Genomic DNA, 22,795 nt, shown 5'->3' on the forward strand with positions numbered 1-22,795 from the left:
CCTTGAAAACGGAGATTTTCACTTAGTTTTTAAAGCACCAGCCGATTCCGATGGCGCCTTCGCCCAAATGGGTTCCGATCACGGCACCGAAATAGCTGTTATAGAATTCGACATGAGGATATTTACCGCTTAACTCCTGTATAATATCCGTTGCTTCTTCTTCCCTGTTTGCATGGATGACAGCGGCCCGCATCGGGATTCCTTTACTTGCATCCTCCCCAAACAGTTCAAAAATTCTCGAAATCGCTTTTTTGCGTGTCCGAATCTTTTCAAAAGGAACAATTACCTTATTGTCAAAATGAAGAATAGGCTTTACCTTTAACAGACCGCCGATAAAAGCCTGAGCACTGCTTAGACGCCCGCCCCGCTGGAGGTGTGATAAATCATCCACCATAAAATACGCACGGACTGTTTTTTTCATTTCTTCCAGCTCTTTAATAATCTCTTCCGGTGAGTCAACACCGTCTTTAATGAGCTGTGCTGCCTTTAATGCATAAAAACCTTGCGCCAAACAGCTGATCTCTGAATCAAAGGGATAAACTTTAATATGATCAACCATAGTGTTTGCCGAGGCGGCGCTGTTATAAGTTCCGCTGATTCCGCTGGACAAATGTATGCTTATGACTGCGTCATATGTTTTGCCCAGTTCTTCGTACAATGCGATTAATTCACCGAAAGAAGGCTGGGACGTAGTCGGCAGCTCATCATGATTTTTTACTTCTTTATAAAAACTTCTCCAGTCGAGTTCTGTTTCTTCGCGAAATGTTTTTTCACCGAAAACCACTTGAAGAGGGATCATATGAATATGATGTTCTTCTCTCATCTCTTTCGGAATATATGCTGTACTGTCTGTTACAACTGCAATCTTCATCACTTTACCTGCCTTATTAAGTACTTAATAAGTATTTTAATAGATATGAAGCAGTAAAAAAAGACTTGCCTATTATGGCAAGTCTTCTCATACATGACTAACGCATCTCTACCCATCCGTTTTTAATGGCTACGACAACGGCTTGTGTCCGGTCATTAACGTTCATTTTCTGCAAAATATTACTCACGTGATTTTTCACTGTTTTCTCACTGATAAACAATGATTCACCGATTCCGCGGTTGCTTTTTCCGTCTGCAAGCATTTGCAGCACTTCACATTCCCGTCTCGTTAATATATGTAATGGTCTCCGGATTTCCGGGTAAACCTCATGCTGAGGATGAGCAGAAACTCCGCTTGTCGCAAGACGGCGGAATTCGTTGACAAGATTGTGGGTTACTTTCGGGTGAAGGTAAGAACCGCCCTCGGCTACCACTTTCACTGCTTCGATTAAAGTATCTGCGTCCATCTCTTTCAGGAGATAGCCTCTTGCACCTGTTTTTAAAGCATGAGTCACATAGTTTTCATCATCATGGATGGAGAGGATAATCACCTTAGATTCAGGGTACAGCTCAACAAGCTGTTTAGTAGCCTCTACTCCATTTACATTCGGCATATTGATGTCCATTATGACAACATCGGGATGATAATGCTCGACGATTCGAGCCGCCTCATCTCCATCGTCACCTTCTGCTACCACTTCAAAGGTAGGTTCAAAATCCAATATTCTTTTTACACCCTCACGGAATAGTTGATGGTCGTCGATAATAACAATATTTACTTTAGTCACACGCTACGCCTCCTTATCCTATTGTTCTATATACGCCGCTGTTCGGTCAATATGTCTTTTGGCTCTATTTAACAAATTATAGGCCGAGAGATAACGGAACCTTAATCATGATAAATGTCCCAAGACCTATTTTAGAGTCTATCGTTATCGTTCCTTCAAGCAGATCTACTCTTTCTTTCATTCCCAGCAAGCCGAATGACTTGTTTTTCTTTTGTTTAGCATCCTTAATATCAAAGCCTTTTCCGTTGTCCTTAATGATAAGAACGACAAAATCAGCGGTTACTTCCACTTTTACTGTTATTTCCTCTGATTCTGAATGCTTGAGTGCATTTGTGACGGCTTCCTGAGCGAGACGGAAAAGCGCCACTTCAAATTGCGGGGCAAGCCTTTTGTTCTCCGTGTCTCCGATACACTGAAAATGTATTTTCACCTTTCCGTTGTATTCTTCAGTTGTATAAAGATATTTTCTCAGTGTCGGAATCAGCCCGAGATCGTCCAATGCCATCGGTCTTAAATCATATATAATCCTTCTGACTTCGTAAAGGGCATTCCGCACATTCTGCCGAAGATTTCTGATTTCCTGAAATCCGTCCTCCGTGCCGCGGTCGCGGAAGATCCGTTCAATTAATTCCGATCTCATCATGACATTTGCCAGCATTTGCGCGGGACCGTCATGAATTTCTCTGGAAACTCTTTTTCTTTCTTCCTCTTGGGCTTCGATGATTCTTAAGCCGAAATCTTGTTTAGCCTGCGCATCGGCAAGAAGAAGCCCTACTTGGCGAAGGTCTTGATTCAGGTAATTCAGAACGACGGTTATTTGGCTGACCAATGATTCTGACCGTTCAATGATTTCCTGAAGCCCCAAAAGCCGGCGTTCTAAATCATCTCTGCGCTCCCGCAGCTGCTTTTCACGCTGCTGGATCATCGTCAGTTCCACTTGAAGTTTGTGCGCCTTTTCATAGGCGTTGCGAATTTCTTCTTCGCTGAACTTATGGAAATTTCTGCTTACTTCAGACAAGCGGTTTCGTGCGTGCCGCGTATGAACTTCAAGTTTGTCGCCCAGCTCAATGACTTCGTACACCTGCTGTTTGATCTGTTTGAGTTCTTCAACCAGCTGCTCATATTGCTGGCGCGACTGCTCTCCGATTTGAAAAACCTCGTCCTTGCTCCCGTCCACGGTTTTCAGCATTTTCATAAGTATAGAATCCAAAACTTTGGAGTCCATCTTCGATTTGTTCATCTGTCTCCCTCCGTAACGGTGTTGTTATGTATTTTTATTATAAATGTAATTGAACTGCAATTTATGTCGAATTATAATGAAAGAATGCGTATATTCTAGAAAAAAACATTTTTATATAGTATCTTACTCTTTCATGATACCAAAATATGCGCAAAAATTCTAAAGTCTGTTCGAATTTGTAGAAACAAGTCTTTTAATGCTTGTCAGGAGGGTCCAGCAATCATGCTGCACAGCTATTTAACTGTTAAAGAAGCGGGTGAACATGAGATTGTGATTGAAAAATCACGTTTTATCTGTCACCTGAGCCGTGCTGCTTCTGAAGAGGAAGCGCAGGAATTTATACAAAAGATAAAAAAACAGCACTGGAATGCGACTCATAACTGCTCAGCTTATCTGATCGGCGAAACCGACCATATACAAAAGGCCAATGATGACGGAGAACCAAGCGGAACAGCCGGCGTCCCCATGCTGGAAGTGCTGAAAAAACGAGGTCTGAAAGATACCTGCGCGGTGGTTACCCGGTATTTCGGCGGAATAAAGCTCGGTGCAGGCGGATTGATTCGTGCATATGGGAAGTCAGTGTCTGAAGGCTTAAATCATATAGGAGTTACGGAGCGGAAGCTGATGCGGATTATGCATACATCAGCGGATTATACGTGGCTCGGCAAGATAGAGAACGAACTGAGAGAATCAGTTTTTTTACTGAAAGATATCCATTATGCGGATCATGTCGAATTTGAAACGTACGTTGAAGAAAAAGACAAAGAAGCGTTTCTAAAATGGATGACAGAACTGACGAACGGCAAGAGTAAGAATACAGAGGGAGAACTGACGTATTTAGAAACAGACGTCAGCCCTAAAGGAGACTAATGTAATGGCTGAACGTGTAAGAGTGCGTGTTCGCAAGAAAAAGAAAAGCAAACGAAAGATCATATTCAAACGGATTTTGCTGCTGCTTACCCTCGTTTTGTTAGTCGCTGCCGGATTTGGCGGATACAAAGTATACAAAACGATTAATGCGGCAGATAATGCATATGATGCCCTTTCCCGCGGAGACAAATCAAAATTGCGGGATAAAGTCATCAATATGAAGAAAAAACCGTTCTCCATTTTGTTTATGGGGATCGAAAATTATGCCACCAGCGGAAAAGGCGGACGATCAGATTCTCTTATTGTCGTTACCCTTGATCCGAGAAATAAAACAATGAAAATGCTGAGTATTCCGCGTGATACGCGGGTGACGCTTGCCGGTGACACAACCGGTAACAAAACAAAAATCAATGCGGCTTTTGCTAAGGGCGGAGCGGATGAAACCGTCTCAACCGTCGAAGACTTATTAGGCATACCGATTGATAAGTATGTCACTGTCGACTTCAATGGCTTTAAGGATGTTATTGATGAGGTAGGCGGGGTCGATGTAAAAGTGCCGTTTGACTTCGACGAGATGAGTGACGTCAGTAAAAAGAAACGGATCTATTTCAAGAAAGGAAACATGCATTTGAACGGTGAGCAGGCTTTGGCTTACGCCCGGATGAGAAAGCAGGATAAGCGCGGAGACTTCGGCCGGAATGACCGCCAAAAGCAAATCTTAAACGCACTGATCGACCAAATGTCAAGAGCTGGAAATATTGCTAAAATCGATAAAATCGCTGAAACAGCGAGCAATAACGTCCAAACAAATATCCGAATCACTGAAGGACTCGCTCTTCAGCAGATTTACAGCGGCTTTACCAGCAAAAAGATTGATACACTGACCATAACAGGATCAGATTTATATTTAGGCGGAACCGCAACTACGCGCGGAACATATTATTTCCAGCCGGATCCAGCCAATCTCGAAAAAGTACGGCAGGAATTGCAGAAGCACCTGGATTACCCGTCCGGAAGCAGCACGGCGTCCGATCCCGCTTCTGACAGCACCGGAACGGACAGTACGACTGATTCGACTTCCGACAGCACGGGAACAGGCGGTACGGCTGATTCGACTTCCGGCAGCACAGGAACAAGCGGCACAACCGATTCAACCAACGGTACTGCAGGTGCAAACGGTACGGACAGCACACAGTCCGGCGGCACAACAGGCTATTAAGAGTAAACCCGATCCTTTGAGCAGGATCGGGTTTTTCTATATAATAAGAGAATAGCAAAAAAGCAGACCATTCGCATGATCTGCTCTTTTTAATTTTTCTTTACCAATCTTTTGTAAAACTTGGTAAATGGTTTAAATTGTTCATTTACTAACCCTGTGACCTCTGCTATGATTTGCATAAATACAATCAATACAAAAATAATAAACAGCGAAAGCCATATGGTCGCACTTTTCAGCAGGATGGCACTGACGCTGAAAATAAAGCCGATTAAATAAATGATAATGACAGCCGTGCGGTGTGACAGCCCGAAGGCCATCAGCCGGTGGTGTATATGTGACTTATCAGGCGCTGAGATCGGCTGTTTGTTTAAAATCCGCCTGATGACGGCGAATGTCGTATCAAAAATCGGCACGCCCAAAATGATGATCGGAATGATGATACTGAATAAAGTAACACTTTTATAAAGACCTAATAATGAGAGTACTGAGATGACGTATCCGAGAAAGAGCGATCCGGTATCTCCCATAAATATCTTTGCCGGGTGAAAATTATAAAATAAAAATCCGAGTGTGCTTCCTATCACGACAAGTGAAAGTGACAGAATAAGGATTTTCCCTCCGGATAACGCCATAACGGCGATAGTGGAGAGTCCGATGACCGACAGGCCGGCAGCGAGTCCGTCCAAACCGTCAATCAGGTTCATCGCATTCGTAATACCGACGATCCATAACACAGTCAGCGGGTAAGCGACCCATCCCAATTCTAAACGTTCCGTTAAAAACGGTACGGAGAAAAAGTCCATTTTCAGTCCCGTGCTCACAATCATAATGGCCACGGCCAGCTGGACGAAAAACTTTACCTTTGCGCTTAATTGGTATTTATCATCAAGGATCCCTAAAATAACAATAATAAACGCACCCACCGTAATGGCGGTCATTTTCGTTTCATTATATATGCCGGCCGCGAGCACACCCGCCGCTACGCCGATAAAGATGGCCAAGCCGCCCATACGGGGCATTATTTTATCATGTACTTTTCGGTTGCTGGGCTGGTCAACTGCACCTATTTTGATCGCAATTTTTTTTACGATAGGAGTTAGGATTAAAACCGTTAGCAGAGAGACAAAAAACGCAACAACTATGCGAAACATGCGTTCGTCAAGCATAAAGAAGTCTCCTTTGGAATTATATGAAGTCTTTTCTGATATTGAACCGTTCCTTCCATTATAATTCTTACTAGTTATTATAACAAGCATCATCAAAAAGAAACACGCAAATCAAAAAATGCGCTTTCCCTTTTAATGGGATTGCGCATTTTTCAATATACCCGTGCATTCGAGCATTCGGCCGAATAAAACATTCCAATCTCGTCTCCGGGCCAATTCACGGCGCAAAGCCTCGTATGATCCGCGGCGGTCCGCTGCCAGAAGCGCTTCGCAGGCCGCGATGAAATCTGCGGGGTCGCTCCCTTCAACGTATTCATAAACGTAAGGCCTTTTGATTTTTGACGTAGAAGAAAGGTTGCAGCCGACAACCGGTTTCCCGGCGGCTAAAAATTCAAAAAGCTTAAGCGGAAATACCGCGTCATTATAAGGTGAATTTTTATACGGCATGATGCCGATGTCGACAAGCTGCATATAGGACGGCACTTCATTCGGCGCGGCAGGTCCCGTCCAGATGACATTCGAGCGTTCCAGAAGCGACTCGAAATCCGGATCGTCCTGAGCCGTGTTCGGGCCCACCAATAAAATCGTCCAGTCAGGCCGCACATCTGCCGTTTCCGCCATAAGCGCAAAATCGAGCTTCGGTTTGATTCCGCCGATAAAACCGAGAACCGTTCCGTTTCTTCCCCGTAAAATGTCTTCATCCGGCTGTTTATTTTCCCGTGAAAACAGGTCATATTCCACTCCGTTTTCAATGGTGAACACTTTCTGGTGCGGGTTCTCCAGCTTTTTTCCGACCTCCCGGTGCAGACAGTCAGATGTGCAGGTGATGGAATCGGCACGCTGAATGATTCTCATTTCCGCCTGTTTAATGATGTTTCTTCTTACATTTGACAGCACACCGGCCCGGCCGCTGATCGGAGCGGCCCACAGATCACTGCAATCGTAAATCACTTCATCCCAAGGAAACAGATCTGCCAGAAGCGGAAAACCGGGGAAGGTGTACCATAAGCAGCAGCGGGCCCCTTCTCCTTCTTCCTTCAGCATGTGCAACAATGGTGAAAGTTTATGCCTGTAACACATGTCTGTATACCTGCCGAAACGGAATGCTTTTTGCTGCATGAGATCCTTTACAGTGAACTGCCGGATTCCCTCGGCGATCCCGGCCGTCTGACCATCATTGGCTCGCGGGGACGGGCATACCCAAATGACGCTTTTCGTTTCTTTTTGCCGGGAAAGAAATTCAGCCAGCCGGTGCCGTCTGTATCTCAGCCGGTCATGCCCCCATTCCGCCGCTCCGACGATTACGTGAATAATCGGTTCCACCTTCATCACCCAGCTCCTCTGACGCCTACAGTCTTTTCAAGACCGCGTTTTTCGCATATTGCATAAAACACCACGAAGCCTTGATAAAATGCAGGCGCTCAATTTCTCTATAAACAAACCACGTTTTTTTTGCGGCTTTCCACTTGTTGCTTGAAATCGAATTCTGCACAAGCCTGTATTCTGAAAGGCACTCATTCAGGCCGTAAGCCGTAAATCCCCTTTTCAGCAGGGAAAGCCATGTCGCTAAATCCTGCCGCGTTCTGATATCAGGCATTTGAATCTGCCCCGTCTGCTCTCTGTCAATCATGACCGTTAAACATCCGATAATCGTGTTTTTTAAAGCTTCATCATATGACAGGCTTTCAGGGGCTTGAATCGTTTTGTCCGTCGGCGTTCCGTCCTGCTCCATGACGCTGTAGCCCGTAAATGAAAAAGCGCAGGAACGCTCCGCCATAAACGCAAGCTGTTTTTGAAGCTTTTCCTTTTTCCATCTGTCATCGCTGTCCAGAAATGCGACATAACGGCCCTTGGCATGTTTAAGGGCTGTATTTCTGGCAGCCGCGGCTCCCCCGTTTTTATCTAAATAAACGACGCGGATCCGCTCATCTTTTTGTTCATATTGCCGTAAAATATCTCTCGTTCCGTCCGTTGAACAATCATCCGCGATAATCATTTCCCAATGCGGGTGGCTTTGATGTAAAACGGACTGAATCGTGTCTTCGATATATTCACTTGCGTTATAAGACGGTGTAATGACAGATACGAAAGGTTTCCAGTTTGTCATGGTCACATCTCCATCGCAGATTTTTACAAGGACTCTCTAAAAAACTCCGGAATGACAATGAACATAAATGCAACTGCAATGCCGATTAAAACGCCCAGAACCGCTTTCTTTTTCGGCGGCATGCCTTGTCCCGCCGTTTCATTCATCGGCTCTGAATTGATGACGCCGGCCGCTTTCAGGTTCAGCTGCGTATTTTTCAATTCGTATAAAAATCGTTCCTTATCCACTTTGGCGTCCGCGCTGACGGTTTCTCCTTCAAGCGCAGCAATACTCTGCCGCACTACTTTTGCCCGTTTCTCAAACAGGTCCTGATCATTCTTCAGAAAAGTTGTTATGACGGCTTGAAACACCGATTCGGTCTCCTGTTTGTTTTGGCCGCTGTAGCTGACCGTGATCAATGAATCTGATTGTGTTTCGACAGTCAGTTTACTTTTCACGGCCGCTCTTTCTGCGTCTGTTTTATCAGGCAGAGCCTGCTTTAAAAAGGCATCGCTCGTCAAAAGGAGCGGGATTTCTTTTGTATTGTTATAAAGCGGATGATCATAATTTCCCGCGGCGATCGCGGCTTCTGATGTAAAACTGCTGTTTCCGCTTATTTTTGACGGCAATACATATCCCGCCGCCCCTAACACAACGGGCAGCGCAATGATCCAAATGATATTTTTTTTGATACGCCGGGTTATTCTTGTCAACATATCCTTCATCTCGCATCTCCCTGTTTTTCATAGTACGCCGTGACGGCAGACTCCTTTTGTAAACGCCTCAATATATTGACCGCCGCGATCACGAGCGAGAGAAATACCCAGTGGAAAAATAAATTTGATACGGAGCTTGGGCTGATGCTGCTTACCAAAAAACCGGCCATCGCCGTGATAAGTCCTTCTGTGATCAGTCTTGACTGATTTTCCGATTTTCTTTCATGACATTTATAAAGTGTCCAAAAAAGGAACAAATAGACTGTCAGGTAACCGAGCATCGTAAGCACGCCGAAGTTCGCCATAATCTCGACGAGCCAGTTGTGCACCTCAACTACGCCGCCCGTATCATAAACGGGCTCCGCTTTTAAATAGTAAGAGACATTTCCGGCACCCACTCCGAACCCCCAGGAATCAATCACATAGTGAAAGGCGTTCTTTAAAAGATTCGCCCTGGCGAGGTTGGAAGGAAGCGGCTGCTGTCCCGGCATCGCCTGCGGAGCTGAAAACAGATTCAAGACGGCATTGGTGATACGGCCCGCAAATAAAACCGCAAACAGCGCAGCACCCGCTCCCGCAGCGTACAGCGCGAATTTTTTCAACAGGGAAGGCAGCAGGATGAAGACGTATACAGCCGCCCCCGCGCATATGCCCAGCAGACTCGCGCGCGAACCGGTCAAAATGATTAAATACAAAGCGCAGATCGCAAAGAGCAGGCTGACGGCCTTCACATAGCCGTTTTTCATATTTTTCACCGCCGCCGCATACAGAAAGAAACTGATGCACAAAAACGTCGCGAAATCATTTTGATTAAAGAAAACGGACGTCGGATAATGCTGTTTGTACTGCGGGCCGTTATAAAGCGTGGAGCTCGGCAGATGGTTGTGTGTAAAATGGTTGTAAAAGCCGATCGCCATCACAAAAATGGTCATCACAAGCCATATGCCGTAAAAAACCATCAGCTGATCAAAGCGCTGAATGAACATGACAATAAGATAAATCAAAAACATGCCCATTCCCATTAAAGCTAAATATTTAATCCCGTACGTCACGGATTTTGCCCACAATAACGATAGGAGACCGTATGTAAACCATAAGGCGAAAAACATCAGAACCCCTTTTACATTCACCCGATTCCATCTGTCAATATGATGACGGTTTGTCAGGATGCCGGCGATGTGAAGGGCGCCCGCTCCGATTAATAACAGCCGGTATATAAATAAGCTGAAAAATCCGAGATGAACCGCAAAGAAGGCCTGGTTTAAAAATGTACACGCGATCAGTATATAAATGAGCCCCATAAACATCTGACCGTTTGTTGTAAAGGCGGATAGCAAAGCAAGTCCGGCAATGCCGATCATGGCGGCAAGCAGCAGCACGGTGATTTTTCCGAAGCCGGCATCCGCCCTGACCGCCCCCAGCATGATGCATCCTCCTGTAATGACAGCGGCAAGCAGCACAAGAACATGTGCCGCTGAACGTTTGATACTCACATGGCAAACCCCTTTCCAAAACCGGCAGCCGAGCCGGACTGCCGAGAGCCTGAAAACAAATCTTTTTCTATCTTGCCAGTTCTTTTATTTGCCGATCGGCATGAACCGCCGGACGTCCGACGGAATGATAAGTGAATCCTGAAACCCTCATATACTCCAACGGAAACATATTTCTGCCGTCAATGATGACCGGCTGTTTGAGCAGCTGCTTCACTCTCTGAAGATCCATCTCCTTGACTTCCGGCCAATCTGTTGTAATCAGGCATGCGTCTGCGTTTTTGATGGCACTGTACATCTCTGTGTGATATTCAATGCCGCCTTCTCCTAATATCGCTGACGCTTCGGGAATCGCGATCGGATCATACGCTTTCACGTGAGCACCCTGCTCTTTAAGACTTGTGATGATATCAAGAGCCGGGGCGGAGCGGACGTCATTTGTATGCGGTTTAAAGGCCAGCCCCAGTACGGCCACGGTTTTCCCTTTTAAGGGACCGATGGCGCGGTTCAATTTTTCCGTAATACGGACCCTTTGCTTCTGATTGGTTTCAATGACGGCTTCCATCATTTCAAACGGATAGCCGGCGGCGTTTGCGATATGCAATAAAGCCGTTGTATCCTTCGGAAAGCAGGATCCGCCGAATCCGATGCCCGCCTGCAGAAATTTATTCCCGATCCGGCTGTCAAGGCCGACGCCTTCTGACACGTGAGAAATGTCCGCCCCGACACGTTCGCAAATATTGGCGATATCGTTAATAAAAGATATTTTGGCGGCTAAAAAAGCATTTGCGGCATACTTAATCATTTCCGCGCTTTCAAGATTGGTCTTTACGATCTTCGTACGGAACGGCTTATGAAGCTCTTCAATGACCGAAGCGGCATGTTCGCTTGTGGCGCCGATAACCGCCCGCTCCATCTGCATCGTATCCCGCACCGCCGAACCTTCGCGGAGGAATTCAGGATTTGACGCGACATCAAACGGATATGTTCCCTTTGACGCTTCGCTGACGATTTGGTAAACGAGCTTTCCCGTCCCGACCGGAACAGTGCTTTTGGTGACAATGATTTTGTATCCGTTCAGCTGTTCTCCGATTGTTTGCGCCGCTGCCTTAATGTAGGTCAGATCGGCTTCACCCGTCTTTGACATCGGCGTACCGACGGCGATATAGATGATATCAGCGGCTTTCACAGCCGGCTCAATATCGGCCGTAAAGGATAACCGCCCGTCACTGACATTTTTTTCGGCTAATTCCTCAAGCCCCGGTTCATATATCGGGATGACTCCGTTTTGCAAGCTTCTGATTTTCGCTTCATTGATGTCACAGCAAGTCACATGATGGCCGATTTCCGCAAAACAAGTTCCAGATACAAGACCTACATACCCTGTTCCTAATACAGCGATTTTTTTCACAGCTTCATCCCTCTTTCGAAAGGTTCTCCTCTTGCCCGGCCCGGTTCATGACGGACCGGTATTTCTCTTTCAGCGTTTTCGCATTGTGGCTTGCGTCAAAATACGTGCGGACGGTTTGAGAAAGTTCCTCGGCTGTTTGCGGCGTCCAAGCCTCTCCTTCGTCATATTGCAGAATGGATTCTGCCAGTGTGCCAGGTGAACCCGGCTTGATCAGCAAACCTCTATATTTCCCAAATAAAGAAGCCAATCCTCCGACATCGGTACAGATCACCGGCACCTTCAGAGCGAGCGCCTCAATGACCACAGTCGGCATGCCTTCGCTGTAGGACGGCAGCGCCATTACATCCGAGGCCAGCAGATAGTCCTGTACCTTGTCGTTCGGCACTTGCCCCGTGACGATATGAGCGGCTTCACGCAATGAAGATTCGGCGGGACCGTCACCGACAAAGACAGCTTCATATCTTTCATCCAATGACTGAACGGCTTTTGATAAGTCGAAAACACCTTTCTCTTTGACAAGCCTGCCGATGAACACGATCAGTTTTCTATCCGGAGGAAGGCCGAGCCGTTTTCTGACGGCTTCTTTCGTCTCGTTCCTTTTTCGGAAGGCGTCAAGCGTGATGCCGATCGGAAGCACGCTGCACTCCGCTTCGATGAGCTTTTTCATTTGTTCCCGCAGACTGCCGCTCACAGCGTAAATATCGGCTGCTTCCCGCACCGCAAATGTAAATGCGCGATGAGCGCTTTTGCTGTAATGCGGATAGACATTGACATCACTGCCATGCAAGGTCAGCACATACGGGATGCCTAAAGCCTTTGACACAATGGCGGCCGCTCCGCCTGACGGCATGGCGAAATGCGCGTGAATCAGATCGGGCTTCAGGCCATGATTTTTAATTTCGGAAAGAACCGATGACGCCATTCTTTTATGCGGCTGCGCCCATTTCAGCTGCCCGGGAACCGCCTGATAAAACGGCCGGTGGACGGACACGCCTTTCCGCCATTCATGCGCCGGCCTTATATCCTTTTGCCGATACGTCTTTTTCAGCACCCGGAATGGCGCGGCGAGTTTCGGCCGCGGACAAATGACAGTCATCTCCGCGCCAAGCTTTCTCAGTTCTTGGGCCTGCGTCTCATGAAAAACACCTTCTCCCGGCTTCTCACTGCTCGGATATACACTTGTCATCCACAATACCTTCATAGCAAACGTCCTTTTCTTAATTTACTTTTCATATGCGGATAAGCTTTTCCTAACAGGAATAAATAACACAATGCGCCGCAGGCTACGGAGATCGCCAGCCGCAGCTTGACATCAAGGCTGATCCGCTCCGTTCCGAAGCTGGCTGTAAAGGCGATGACACCCATTGCCGCCGTAAGCAGAAACGGTTTGGCCACGGCTTTGAAGTAAGCCGACAGCCGCAGCTTAATGACATATGCCAGCAGCCAGCGCCCGATCAGGAAATTCAGGATGCTGATGAAAGCGTACGTCCAGGCTACCGTCAAGAGATTTCCGGACAGCACGGCGGCGTACAAAGATGCACCATACAGCAGCATCACCCCGGCGTCCCAATAAAATGCCAGATCGGCCCGCCCTTTTGCCAGCAGCACTGATCCGTTCGGATTCATCAGAACCCTTAAAATCCCGACGATGGCGAGAACGTTTAAAACCGGGACAGCCGCCAGCCATTTTTCTCCGAAAACCGAAGCCACGAATGCATCCGATACTGAAACCAAACCGAGCAAAAGCGGAAAGGATATCAGCGCGAGTATTTTGGTCATATTGAGAAAACCTTCTCTGATCACGCTGTTTTCATGCTTGTTTTTCGCAAAGACGGGAAACGCGACTCTCGTAATGATCGGATTGATTTTTAATACCGGAAGCGTGACAATCTGGTAGGCCAGATTGTAAATGCCGAGCGCCTCGGCGCCGATAAAACTGCCGATCAGAATCATATCAATATTCGCCCCGAGCCGGTTCACAAGCCGGGAAGACAGCTGAAAGGCCCCGAAAGAAAAGAAGCCTTTCATTCCCTTCAGATCAAAAACGAACGCCGGTCTCCATGTTTTTCTGCAGGACACCCAGTACAGAATGCCTTTTGACGATTGCAGCAGCACCTGGGAAATCACATACGCGAGAATCGGGTCCGTATAAAAAACCGCAGCCGCCAAGAAAACGAAGGACAGCACATTTGAAAAGATTTCAATCTTGCTTAGCGTGTTAAATGCCAGCGCTTTTTGCAGCATATACTGATATTGCTGACCGATCGGCGCAATTAAAAACATGACGGCCAGCACGCGGATTAAATAGTCAAGCTCCTCCCGCCGATAAAAATCGGCAATGAGCGGACTGCTGAAGAACAGCAGCGCAAACAGCGCAAGCCCCGTTATGATATTCAGCCAGTACAAGGAAGACATCTGTTTTTCAGTCACATGATCTTTTTGAATGAGCGCGGCGCCAAAACCCATATCAAGCGCAATTTGGGCAAACACCACTACCGTTGTGATCATGCCGACAAGGCCGAATTCAGCCAGTGACATGACCCGCCCGAGCAGGGCGAATTGAACGATTTGAATGACCGTAATACACGCTGTCGAAATACTTGTCCATTTGGCACCGCTCAAAATTTGATTTGTAATACTAGGCATCGTTTTCCCTACTTTTTTGTCTGCTGACCAGAATTTTTATCGCGCCCCGTCACCGGTCCAGATCACTTTGCACGTTTTGAGCATAATCTTCAGTTCCAATGAAAAGGTCAGGTTGCGGATATAATATAAGTCAAACATCAGTTTTTCCCTCGGTGTCATGTCATATCCCCCGTTGACCTGCGCCCAGCCGCTTAATCCCGGCTTAACGGCCAGCCGCTCTGTAAACCCCGGAATCTCAGCCTGAAACTGTTCCGTAAACACGGGACGCTCGGGACGCGGGCCGATCAGGCTCATTTCTCCCCGAAGCACATTTACCAGCTGCGGCAGCTCATCAATACGGGTCCTTCTGATAAAAGCGCCGACCTTTGTCACGCGGGGATCCTTTTTCAGCGCCCAGACCGCCCCCGATTTTTCAGCATCTATTTTCATAGAGCGGAGCTTATACAAATAAAACGGCTTCCCGTCTTTGCCTACCCGCTCCTGCTTGTAAAAAGCCGGGCCGGGCGACTCCAAACGAATCAGTATGGAGAACAGGCCCATCACCGGGAGCGCCGCCAAAAGCCCCGCAAGCGCAAACACAATGTCCATGAATCGCTTAAAAGCCAAATAACGGGCCGTTCTTTCCGTAACGGCAGCGGAAGTCCCCTGCCGCACTGCATAGTTATTATTTACATTCATGCTTTTCTCTGCTCCCACTGACACACACCTCACGATTTGTTGGGATGTTTGATGACCTATGCCGTGAGTTTAGCAGATGGATGTTAATTGGAAGTAAAGGAAACGTTAATGTTTATTAGAATGTTTTGATTATTGTTTTTTTATTGTAAATCTATTCATATCCATATTTGAGACAAAGCATAATGAAAAAATAAAAAAACAGACCGGTATGATTGGTCTGTTTCCATGAAAAAAATTATCTGAAATAGGAGGAAACGCCTTGGGTGATCCCCGCCGCGAGTCTTTCCTTTTTCGTTGATTGTTTTAAAATATTGGCATCAATCGGGCTTGTGACAAAACCGGTTTCTAACAAGACACTCGGCATTTTAGAATACTTAATGACGTAAAATCCGGCAGTTTTCACACCGCGGTCACGCGTGCCGAGAGCAGAAACCATTCTCGGCTGAATATTTTGGGCAAGCCTCAGACTGTTTGCCGATTGGTAGGTTTTATCATAATACGTCTCCGTACCGTTTGCACTGCTGTTATCATTCGCATTTGCATGGACGCTGATGAAAATATCGGCGTTCGCCTTCGCCCCTTTGTTCACTCTCTCCTCAAGCGAATCAAAGGTGTCGCCCTTTCTCGACATTACAGTAAGCGCGCCCGCGCCGTATAATTGATTGTTAAGACGCGTAGCGATATCAAGGTTTACATTTTTCTCAAGCAAGCCGTTTCCGGTTGCACCTGAATCCTGATAGCCGTGCCCCGGATCAATAAAGACCGTTTTGCCGACAACGGGATTTTTAAGCTGCGACGCGGCATTGTTGCTTAAAGATGAAGCACTTCCTATGACGGTGAAGCTGGTGATGTTTTTACTTCCGATATACGTCCGGACGTCTTTTGACAGACTGTCTCCATTCGTCAGCAGGTGAACTCTTCCCTGTTTGGCGCTCAGCACGCCTCCGACGATGGTATCCGCCTCTTTAAAGCCATTGGTAACAAACGTATAGCCTGTGCTTAAGCCTGTCTTTTTTGCAAGATTCACAGACAGGTTATAGCGGTTTTTGCCGCTGATTCTTGAAGGGTTCGGCAGCTTATTATAAAGTGAGCTGCTGATGCTGCTTGTCCCGCCGATGACAATCGTGTTTTTAATCCCTAAGCTTTTGATCGCATTGGACGTAGAACCATTTAACGTTGAATCATTAGTGAATAAAATCGGATATTTTTTAGCGGACGCATAAGAAATCGCAGCCATTCCATCTGCATCAACAAACCCGTTGACCACAAGGGCTGTAGAAGATCTTGTCATTTCACCCGCCACTTTTGCGGCTGTGGCATATCTCGTACTCCCTGATAATCGTTTGACACTGATGCCTAATTTAGCAATTTGATTTGCGGTATTTTTCGAAACGGCAGGTGTGCCGCCTACGATAATCACATTTTTCGTTTTTAAATCAATTAATCCCTTTTTTGTGCCGGCAGACAGCTGATCTTTATTTGTAAACAGCAGCGGCGCATTTTTTTGATATGCAAGCGGCGCAGCGGCAATTGCATCGGCATATGAAGTTCCGCCGGTGATAATTACCGTTTTCGCTTCACCCCATGATTGTTTTGCCGCCAGTACAGCCGTATCATACCGGGTGCTTCCGCCGATTCTTTTAACCGTGTTGTCAGCCAAAGCGGAAGGGACAAATAGAATGACCCCGAGAATAAAGACGGGGAGACATTTTATGATGAATTTCAATCCGATCTCCTCCACAGAAGTTTAGTAGTTTGTAAGTGCTGTATTAGGATAATAGAACGCAAGAATAGAAGTATACGGCTCTCCGGCCTCCGCTCTTTCTTTTGCTCCGTATTGACTCATTCCTACGCCGTGACCGTATCCCTTTCCTGATATCGTGATTTGCGAAGAATTACCGGACGCACTGGCGTATGTGCTTTTAAAAGATGAAGCTCCGATCATCGTCCTGAGTTCAGACGCTTTCACCTCAACAGATGCAGTCTTGTTCATGACATAGCCCTTCGACTTGTCATTCACATGGTACGTGACCTTCACCGCGGCGTCTTCCGCGCGCTGGCCTTTTGTTTTTCCGGTGAGCGAGAGATCAGAGATGCTTGCAATTTTTATGGAACTTGCATTGGTTTCTTTATTTTTCATCAGCCAATTTTTTATTCCGCTGAGCTGCGCAGCATTTGCTTCGTTTGTTTTAGACCACCAGGATGCGGGATTTTTCATATCCAGACCCGCTGGCAGCTGCTGCTTCTGCAATGTTAAAGACCAGCTGATTTCCGGATCTTTTGTGTCCTTTTTGGCTACTAAATACGGCACTTTCGATCCCCACACTTCATCGCCGGCTTCCATGTAACCGCCATTGCTTGATGAGTAAGTGGCATCTATCAATCTGCCGGAATAAGTGAGCACTTTCCCCTTTGTTCCGTTAACGGCTGCGGTGGCGTTTGGATACCAGCTGTATCCCCCGTAAACCTGAAAGGCCGTTGTATCCGCGACTGTTTGTCCCATCTTGCCGATAGAGTAGGTGCGGGCGGCAACAGCCTGGGCTTTCAGCGCTTCTGTCGGCCAGCTTCCCGGCATTTCATTCGGCAGGACACCTTTCAGATAATCCTCAAAAGGAATGTTTTCATTAACAGGTCTTACATATTTGCCGGATTCCGCAGTGAAACTCATATTCCCCAGATATGCTTTCCCGTCAATGCTGATTGTGTTTGCTGTTGAATATTTTTCAGGAACCGCCTTGAAAGACGTTTTTCCGCTGTTAATGCCTGCAACGCCTAATTTGCCGCCGGACGTTTCAATACGGTACGTCTTTCCGTTTACGAGATAAAACTCTTTTGCGTAAGCAGCCTTAACTGAATCGGCAATTGAATTCGCGCTGCCTATTAATGTATAAGAATAGGTGCCTTTCGTTTTAAAAAGGCCGGCCTCGTCGGCGGGTGTTTCGCTTTTTTTGATGTATACAAGCGGCATGTGATTTGCGGCGGCAATATTTGATCCGACTACGATGTCCGCTAATTTAGTCCCGTTGGCAGCCACCGTTTTGCTTGCATCCATGCCAAGCGAAGTGACTGCGTTTGCTGATATTTGATATCTGTTTGATCCGGTAATTCGTTTGGTGACCGAGGCCTTCTTTTTAATTTGATTCTCCACATCTTTGCTGACGCTTGAAGTGCCTCCCATGATGATCACTTTTTTAGGCAGATTGTAGCTCGGAAGGGAGTCTTTTTTCGTCAGAAGAATCGGATAGCCGTTTTGCGCGGCATATGGCGCGATTGCCAGCGCATCCGTATATACATCCCCCGTTACTACGACCGCCTGGTCATAGCTGCCCATTTCGGCCGCAATATTTTTGGACAGATCATATCTGTTTTTTCCGCTGATCCGTTTCGTGCGGCCGTATTTCTTCAATGTCTTTTCCGCGGCTGACGAAATACTGTTCGTCCCGCCGATGATTAAAATATTATCCGGATTGAATTTCTTGATTTGCGCTTCTGTGCTGCTGCTCAGTTTTTTCGCTTCAGTCAGCAGAACAGGCGCTTTCAGTTTATTCGCTAAAGGAATGACGGAAAGCGTGTCCGCAAAATAAGCGTCCGTATTCACGACGACTACGTTGGACGGGTTTTTCCAATACTTAGATGTCGCGGCGTTAGCCGTATCATATTTGGACGCGCCTCCCAATCTGACAACGGAGGACACATCGCTTCCCGTCAGTTTATAAGTTCCTGAAGGTTCGATATTCAGAGTCGATTTATTACCAATATAATTCGTCAGTTTTACTGAGATATCAGAACTGGCCGCAAAAGTGCTTTCCGGTAATAAAGCCAGGCTGAATATCACAGAAAAACAGACAGCCCATATTGTTTTCTTCAATTTTTATCCCGCCTTTTGCTGATCATGGTGTATTATTTTGCTTTCTCGATTTCCTTGATCTCTTTTTGGCCTTTATCATTTGTGAAATAAGTAATGCTGACTTTGTCATTTTCGCTGAATTTATTCAGAACATCAGAGAAGTCATCAGAAAATTCAAAGCTGACGGGCTGATCATCCACTTTTACTTCAATTGTGTGCGTATCCGCCATACCGACATAATATGCCGTTTCTTTTTGAGCCTGGTTCTCCGAAGAACCGCTTCCCTTCTTTGATTGTTCCGCCGTTCCGCACGCTGCCAATACAACAGAAAAAAGCAGTATTAAGAACGAAGCTGCAATAGTTTTTTTCATTTTTTTCACCTCATCTTTATGTATCGTCTTATACTAACTTTTTTTTAAGGTAATTTTAAGGTCTTTTTGTAACCTTTTTTTTAAGAATTTCGTCTATTACATGGTTATAAGTAAAAATATGACTGGGTTTATAAAGATTAGTAAATTGCATCATGAAAGTTAATAGAAAAGGTGATGACAAATGAGAGCTGAACGAAAAAGAAAGAAGAAAAAGGTTCTTCTGACAATCGTAACAATCATCGGGCTGTTAGTTTTATCATCAGGAGGCTACGTCTACTACTTGTGGCACAAAGCGGCTTCAACGGTGGCAAGCATTCAGGAAGACTTAAAAAAATCGGACAAACGTGACACGGATATAGATCTCGGAAAGAAGGATCCGATTTCTGTTTTAATCATGGGAGTCGATGAGCGGAAAAATGACAAAGGGCGCGCGGACACGATGATTTATATGACCGTCAATCCTAAAACGAATACAACGGAAATGGTCAGCATCCCGCGCGATACGTATACGAAAATCTCCGGCAAAGGTACGATGGATAAAATCAACCACTCCTATGCCTTCGGCGGAACCCAAATGGCCGCGGATACCGTCGAGGACCTGCTTGACGTGCCGGTAGATTATTTTGTGAAAGTAAACATGGAGAGCTTCAAAGATACCGTGGATACACTCGGCGGGATTACGGTGAACAGCACGTTCGCCTTCAACTACGACGGGCATTCTTTCGGAACGGGGAACATCAGCCTGAACGGCGAAGAAGCACTTGCCTACACCCGCATGAGAAAAGAAGACCCCCGGGGGGATTTCGGCAGACAGCAGCGGCAGCGCCAAGTGATTGAAGGGATTATTTCTAAGGGGGCAAACATCTCGTCTGTCACGAAATTCGGAGATATGTTTAAGGTCATTGAAAACAATATGAAAACAAACATGTCATTCGATGATATGTGGACGGTTATGACTGACTATAAAAATGCCCGCAGCAAAGTCACTCAGCATGAACTGAAGGGAACGGGAACGAGAATCAACAATATCTATTATTACAAATTAGATGAAGCAAGCCTCGCTTCAGTCAAAAAAGAATTAAAAGAAAGCCTGAAATAATAAAAAAACTCTGCATATGATGCAGAGTTTTTTTATTCTGTAAAAGGCTGCGGACGGGTTTTTCTATAGCCATACCGATAAAGCAGTTCTTCCGCAATCCGTTTTGAGGCCGATCCGTCACCATAAGGGTTTGACGCCTTTGACATCCGTTCATACTCGGCCTGATCGGTTAAGAGCTGTTTTGTCAGCTGATACACCGTTTCTTCATCTGTACCCGCCAGCTTCAATGTCCCGGCTTTCACTCCTTCGGGGCGCTCGGTTGTGTCCCGAAGCACCAGGACCGGCTTTCCGAGAGAAGGCGCTTCCTCCTGAACCCCGCCTGAGTCGGTCAAAATGAAATTTGCTTTCGCAGCGAAGTTATGGAAATCCACGACCTCCAGAGGTTCTATTAAATGCACCCTGTCCGAATCAGCAAAATGGGCTTCTGCAGCCTCACGAACTGCGGGATTCAAATGAACGGGATAAACGACTTGTACGTCCTCAAACTCTTCAACGATTCTTCTGACGGCCTTAAACATCTGTTTCATCGGCCTGCCTAAATTTTCACGTCTGTGCGCTGTCAAAAGAATCATCCTGCTTCCTTCCAGCTTGTCAAAAATCGGATGAGAATAGTCTTCCCGCACTGTCGTTTGAAGCGCGTCTATCGCCGTATTTCCCGTGATAAATATAGAATCCGGCTTTTTATTTTCAGCAAGCAGATTCTGTTCTGCCTGGCTTGTCGGCGCAAAATTCACATCAGCGATCACGCCCGTCATCTGCCGGTTGATTTCTTCAGGGAAAGGAGAGTATTTATTTTGCGTACGCAGACCGGCTTCCACATGGCCGACGGCGATTTGATGATAAAAGGCGGCAAGGCTTCCGGCGAACGTTGTCGTCGTATCTCCGTGGACCAAAACGATATCTGGTTTTACTTCTTGAAACAGCTTGTCCAGTTTCAGCAAAGCATGAGATGTAATTTCTGAAAGCGTTTGACGCTCTTTCATAATATTCAAATCAAAATCAGGCGTAATGCTGAATGCTTCAAGCACTTGATCCAGCATCTGTCTGTGCTGTGCGGTTACAGTCACCAGCGAATCAATTTCCTGATATTTTTCAAGCTCTAATACGAGCGGAGCCATTTTAATTGCTTCAGGTCTTGTACCGAATACGGTCATTACTTTTAGTTTTTTCAACGGTTTGTCTGCACCTCGTTTTATATGTCGGATATCCCTTCATGTTAACATATTTATGCCGTTTCTTAGATATTGTAAAGCTTAATGGCAGACAAAGCAAAAACCCTTATAAGACTCTTTGAAAGCGGATTAAAAGGTGTGAATTTTAATCAATTGTGGTAAAGTGGAAAAAGACTAGGTTATAGTTCTGAAAAAAAGATTTTGCAGAAACAAGGATGGTGTTATTCAGTGAAGAAAGTACGCAAAGCCATTATTCCGGCAGCAGGTTTAGGCACTCGTTTTTTGCCGGCTACAAAAGCAATGCCTAAAGAAATGCTTCCAATCGTTGATAAGCCGACAATTCAGTATATTATCGAAGAAGCTGTCGAATCCGGAATCGAAGATATTATTATCGTAACCGGAAAAGGAAAAAGAGCAATAGAAGACCATTTCGACAATGCCCCTGAACTGGAACGCAATTTAGAAGAAAAAGGGAAAATCGAACTGCTTCAAAAAGTGAAAAAATCGTCAAATATTGCGGATATCCACTATATTCGCCAAAAAGAGCCAAAAGGACTCGGTCATGCCGTTTGGTGCGCACGCAACTTCATCGGCGATGAACCTTTCGCCGTTCTTCTCGGCGATGATATTGTCCAGGCTGAAAAACCGGGACTTCGTCAGCTGATGGATGAATACGAAAAAACATTGTCTTCAATCATCGGTGTTCAGCAAGTTCCTGAAAGCGACACACACCGCTACGGAATTATCGATCCGTTAACAAATGAAGGCCGCCGTTACCAGGTCAAAAATTTTGTAGAGAAGCCTGAACCGGGCACAGCTCCTTCCAACTTGGCTATTTTAGGAAGATACGTTTTCACTCCTGAAATTTTCATGTACCTTGAACAGCAGGAAGTCGGTGCAGGAGGAGAAATTCAATTAACGGACGCCATCCAAAAGCTCAATGACATTCAGCGTGTCTTCGCTTATGATTTCGAAGGAAAACGTTACGATGTCGGTGAAAAACTCGGATTTATCGAGACTACGCTAGAATTTGCCTTACAAGATCAGGATATCCGCCATAAATTAATTCCGTTCATGAAGGATCTTCTTGAAAAAGAAGAAGCTGGCGAATAGAAAAAGCTGCCGA

The 22,795-nt window shown here is 46.0% G+C and carries 20 protein-coding genes; 4 read left to right on the forward strand and 16 right to left on the reverse strand.

Annotated features, from left to right (window positions below; genetic code table 11):
* Window positions 1-22: 22 nt before the first annotated feature.
* From ACWJJ5_RS02270 to degS, 3 genes are all read right to left on the reverse strand, one after another.
* Complete coding sequence (locus ACWJJ5_RS02270) at window positions 23-871, reverse strand: DegV family protein (protein ID WP_146284021.1); 849 nt, start codon at window positions 869-871, stop codon at window positions 23-25.
* A 97-nt stretch (window positions 872-968) separates the two neighbouring features.
* On the reverse strand, window positions 969-1,658 hold the full coding sequence (gene degU, locus ACWJJ5_RS02275; RefSeq protein ID WP_003219701.1) for a two-component system response regulator DegU: 690 nt from the start codon (window positions 1,656-1,658) through the stop codon (window positions 969-971).
* Window positions 1,659-1,734: 76 nt separating this feature from the next.
* The gene (gene degS, locus ACWJJ5_RS02280; protein WP_003151385.1) at window positions 1,735-2,898 is read right to left on the reverse strand and encodes a two-component sensor histidine kinase DegS; all 1,164 of its coding nucleotides are present in this window, start codon (window positions 2,896-2,898) and stop codon (window positions 1,735-1,737) included.
* A 222-nt stretch (window positions 2,899-3,120) separates the two neighbouring features.
* On the opposite strand from degS, the gene ACWJJ5_RS02285 reads away from it, so the two are divergent.
* Together ACWJJ5_RS02285 and ACWJJ5_RS02290 are read left to right on the forward strand one after the other, a co-directional pair.
* Window positions 3,121-3,768 (forward strand): YigZ family protein, encoded by a 648-nt coding sequence (locus tag ACWJJ5_RS02285; RefSeq protein WP_060657503.1) that lies wholly within the window; start codon window positions 3,121-3,123, stop codon window positions 3,766-3,768.
* Window positions 3,769-3,772: 4 nt separating this feature from the next.
* Window positions 3,773-4,987: an LCP family protein gene (locus tag ACWJJ5_RS02290; RefSeq protein WP_070082459.1), complete on the forward strand. Its 1,215-nt coding sequence runs from the start codon at window positions 3,773-3,775 to the stop codon at window positions 4,985-4,987.
* A gap of 89 nt (window positions 4,988-5,076) precedes the next feature.
* Here ACWJJ5_RS02290 and ACWJJ5_RS02295 read toward each other — a convergent pair whose 3' ends face one another.
* The 12 genes from ACWJJ5_RS02295 to ACWJJ5_RS02350 form a co-directional block, all read right to left on the reverse strand.
* Window positions 5,077-6,153, reverse strand: coding sequence for a glycosyltransferase family 4 protein (locus ACWJJ5_RS02295; RefSeq protein ID WP_003151382.1), 1,077 nt, complete (start codon window positions 6,151-6,153; stop codon window positions 5,077-5,079).
* 132 nt (window positions 6,154-6,285) lie between these two features.
* Window positions 6,286-7,482 (reverse strand): teichuronic acid biosynthesis protein TuaH, encoded by a 1,197-nt coding sequence (gene tuaH, locus ACWJJ5_RS02300; RefSeq protein WP_454022157.1) that lies wholly within the window; start codon window positions 7,480-7,482, stop codon window positions 6,286-6,288.
* 19 nt (window positions 7,483-7,501) lie between these two features.
* Entirely contained in the window at window positions 7,502-8,260 is a 759-nt protein-coding gene (gene tuaG, locus ACWJJ5_RS02305; RefSeq protein WP_003151380.1) for a teichuronic acid biosynthesis protein TuaG, read from the reverse strand.
* A gap of 23 nt (window positions 8,261-8,283) precedes the next feature.
* On the reverse strand, window positions 8,284-8,964 hold the full coding sequence (gene tuaF / locus ACWJJ5_RS02310) for a teichuronic acid biosynthesis protein TuaF (protein ID WP_156735502.1): 681 nt from the start codon (window positions 8,962-8,964) through the stop codon (window positions 8,284-8,286).
* Window positions 8,961-10,448 carry a teichuronic acid biosynthesis protein TuaE gene (gene tuaE / locus ACWJJ5_RS02315; RefSeq protein WP_454022158.1) on the reverse strand — a complete coding sequence of 496 codons (1,488 nt, stop codon included), beginning with the start codon at window positions 10,446-10,448 and terminating at the stop codon, window positions 8,961-8,963. The genes tuaF and tuaE overlap by 4 nt, the downstream gene beginning before the upstream one ends.
* Window positions 10,449-10,515: 67 nt before the next feature.
* On the reverse strand, window positions 10,516-11,856 hold the full coding sequence (gene tuaD / locus ACWJJ5_RS02320) for a UDP-glucose 6-dehydrogenase TuaD (RefSeq protein WP_454022159.1): 1,341 nt from the start codon (window positions 11,854-11,856) through the stop codon (window positions 10,516-10,518).
* A 4-nt stretch (window positions 11,857-11,860) separates the two neighbouring features.
* The gene (gene tuaC, locus ACWJJ5_RS02325) at window positions 11,861-13,057 is read right to left on the reverse strand and encodes a teichuronic acid biosynthesis protein TuaC (protein ID WP_454022160.1); all 1,197 of its coding nucleotides are present in this window, start codon (window positions 13,055-13,057) and stop codon (window positions 11,861-11,863) included.
* The gene (gene tuaB / locus ACWJJ5_RS02330) at window positions 13,054-14,502 is read right to left on the reverse strand and encodes a teichuronic acid biosynthesis protein TuaB (RefSeq protein ID WP_454022161.1); all 1,449 of its coding nucleotides are present in this window, start codon (window positions 14,500-14,502) and stop codon (window positions 13,054-13,056) included. Before tuaB ends, tuaC begins: the two co-directional genes overlap by 4 nt.
* Window positions 14,503-14,538: 36 nt before the next feature.
* Window positions 14,539-15,198, reverse strand: a complete 660-nt coding sequence (locus tag ACWJJ5_RS02335; RefSeq protein ID WP_003151373.1) for an exopolysaccharide biosynthesis polyprenyl glycosylphosphotransferase — start codon at window positions 15,196-15,198, stop codon at window positions 14,539-14,541.
* Window positions 15,199-15,415: 217 nt separating this feature from the next.
* On the reverse strand, window positions 15,416-16,906 hold the full coding sequence (locus ACWJJ5_RS02340) for an N-acetylmuramoyl-L-alanine amidase (RefSeq protein ID WP_454022162.1): 1,491 nt from the start codon (window positions 16,904-16,906) through the stop codon (window positions 15,416-15,418).
* A gap of 21 nt (window positions 16,907-16,927) precedes the next feature.
* Window positions 16,928-19,048, reverse strand: coding sequence for a SpoIID/LytB domain-containing protein (locus ACWJJ5_RS02345; RefSeq protein WP_454022163.1), 2,121 nt, complete (start codon window positions 19,046-19,048; stop codon window positions 16,928-16,930).
* A gap of 32 nt (window positions 19,049-19,080) precedes the next feature.
* On the reverse strand, window positions 19,081-19,398 hold the full coding sequence (locus tag ACWJJ5_RS02350) for a hypothetical protein (RefSeq protein ID WP_003151370.1): 318 nt from the start codon (window positions 19,396-19,398) through the stop codon (window positions 19,081-19,083).
* Between the two features lie 181 nt (window positions 19,399-19,579).
* Between ACWJJ5_RS02350 and tagU the strand changes: the two genes are divergently transcribed.
* On the forward strand, window positions 19,580-20,497 hold the full coding sequence (tagU, locus tag ACWJJ5_RS02355; protein WP_003151369.1) for a polyisoprenyl-teichoic acid--peptidoglycan teichoic acid transferase TagU: 918 nt from the start codon (window positions 19,580-19,582) through the stop codon (window positions 20,495-20,497).
* 32 nt (window positions 20,498-20,529) lie between these two features.
* Here the strand turns inward: tagU and wecB are convergent, their stop codons facing one another.
* Window positions 20,530-21,669 carry a non-hydrolyzing UDP-N-acetylglucosamine 2-epimerase gene (gene wecB, locus ACWJJ5_RS02360; protein WP_015387618.1) on the reverse strand — a complete coding sequence of 380 codons (1,140 nt, stop codon included), beginning with the start codon at window positions 21,667-21,669 and terminating at the stop codon, window positions 20,530-20,532.
* Window positions 21,670-21,897: 228 nt separating this feature from the next.
* Between wecB and galU the strand changes: the two genes are divergently transcribed.
* Window positions 21,898-22,782: a UTP--glucose-1-phosphate uridylyltransferase GalU gene (gene galU / locus ACWJJ5_RS02365; protein ID WP_025853545.1), complete on the forward strand. Its 885-nt coding sequence runs from the start codon at window positions 21,898-21,900 to the stop codon at window positions 22,780-22,782.
* Window positions 22,783-22,795 lie beyond the last annotated feature (13 nt).

The organism is Bacillus sp. JK74, from assembly GCF_053663395.1.

Bases quoted from the DNA above. Each gene is read 5' to 3' on its own strand.
- degS (WP_003151385.1), bottom strand. From the start codon at position 2,898: ATGAACAAATCGAAGATGGACTCCAAAGTTTTGGATTCTATACTTATG.
- tuaC (WP_454022160.1), bottom strand. From the start codon at position 13,057: ATGAAGGTATTGTGGATGACAAGTGTATATCCGAGCAGTGAGAAGCCG.
- ACWJJ5_RS02350 (WP_003151370.1), bottom strand. From the start codon at position 19,398: ATGAAAAAAACTATTGCAGCTTCGTTCTTAATACTGCTTTTTTCTGTT.
- tagU (WP_003151369.1), top strand. From the start codon at position 19,580: ATGAGAGCTGAACGAAAAAGAAAGAAGAAAAAGGTTCTTCTGACAATC.
- ACWJJ5_RS02290 (WP_070082459.1), top strand. From the start codon at position 3,773: ATGGCTGAACGTGTAAGAGTGCGTGTTCGCAAGAAAAAGAAAAGCAAA.
- ACWJJ5_RS02285 (WP_060657503.1), top strand. From the start codon at position 3,121: ATGCTGCACAGCTATTTAACTGTTAAAGAAGCGGGTGAACATGAGATT.
- ACWJJ5_RS02270 (WP_146284021.1), bottom strand. From the start codon at position 871: ATGAAGATTGCAGTTGTAACAGACAGTACAGCATATATTCCGAAAGAG.
- ACWJJ5_RS02295 (WP_003151382.1), bottom strand. From the start codon at position 6,153: ATGCTTGACGAACGCATGTTTCGCATAGTTGTTGCGTTTTTTGTCTCT.
- tuaF (WP_156735502.1), bottom strand. From the start codon at position 8,964: ATGAAGGATATGTTGACAAGAATAACCCGGCGTATCAAAAAAAATATC.
- tuaB (WP_454022161.1), bottom strand. From the start codon at position 14,502: ATGCCTAGTATTACAAATCAAATTTTGAGCGGTGCCAAATGGACAAGT.
- tuaH (WP_454022157.1), bottom strand. From the start codon at position 7,482: ATGAAGGTGGAACCGATTATTCACGTAATCGTCGGAGCGGCGGAATGG.
- tuaG (WP_003151380.1), bottom strand. From the start codon at position 8,260: ATGACAAACTGGAAACCTTTCGTATCTGTCATTACACCGTCTTATAAC.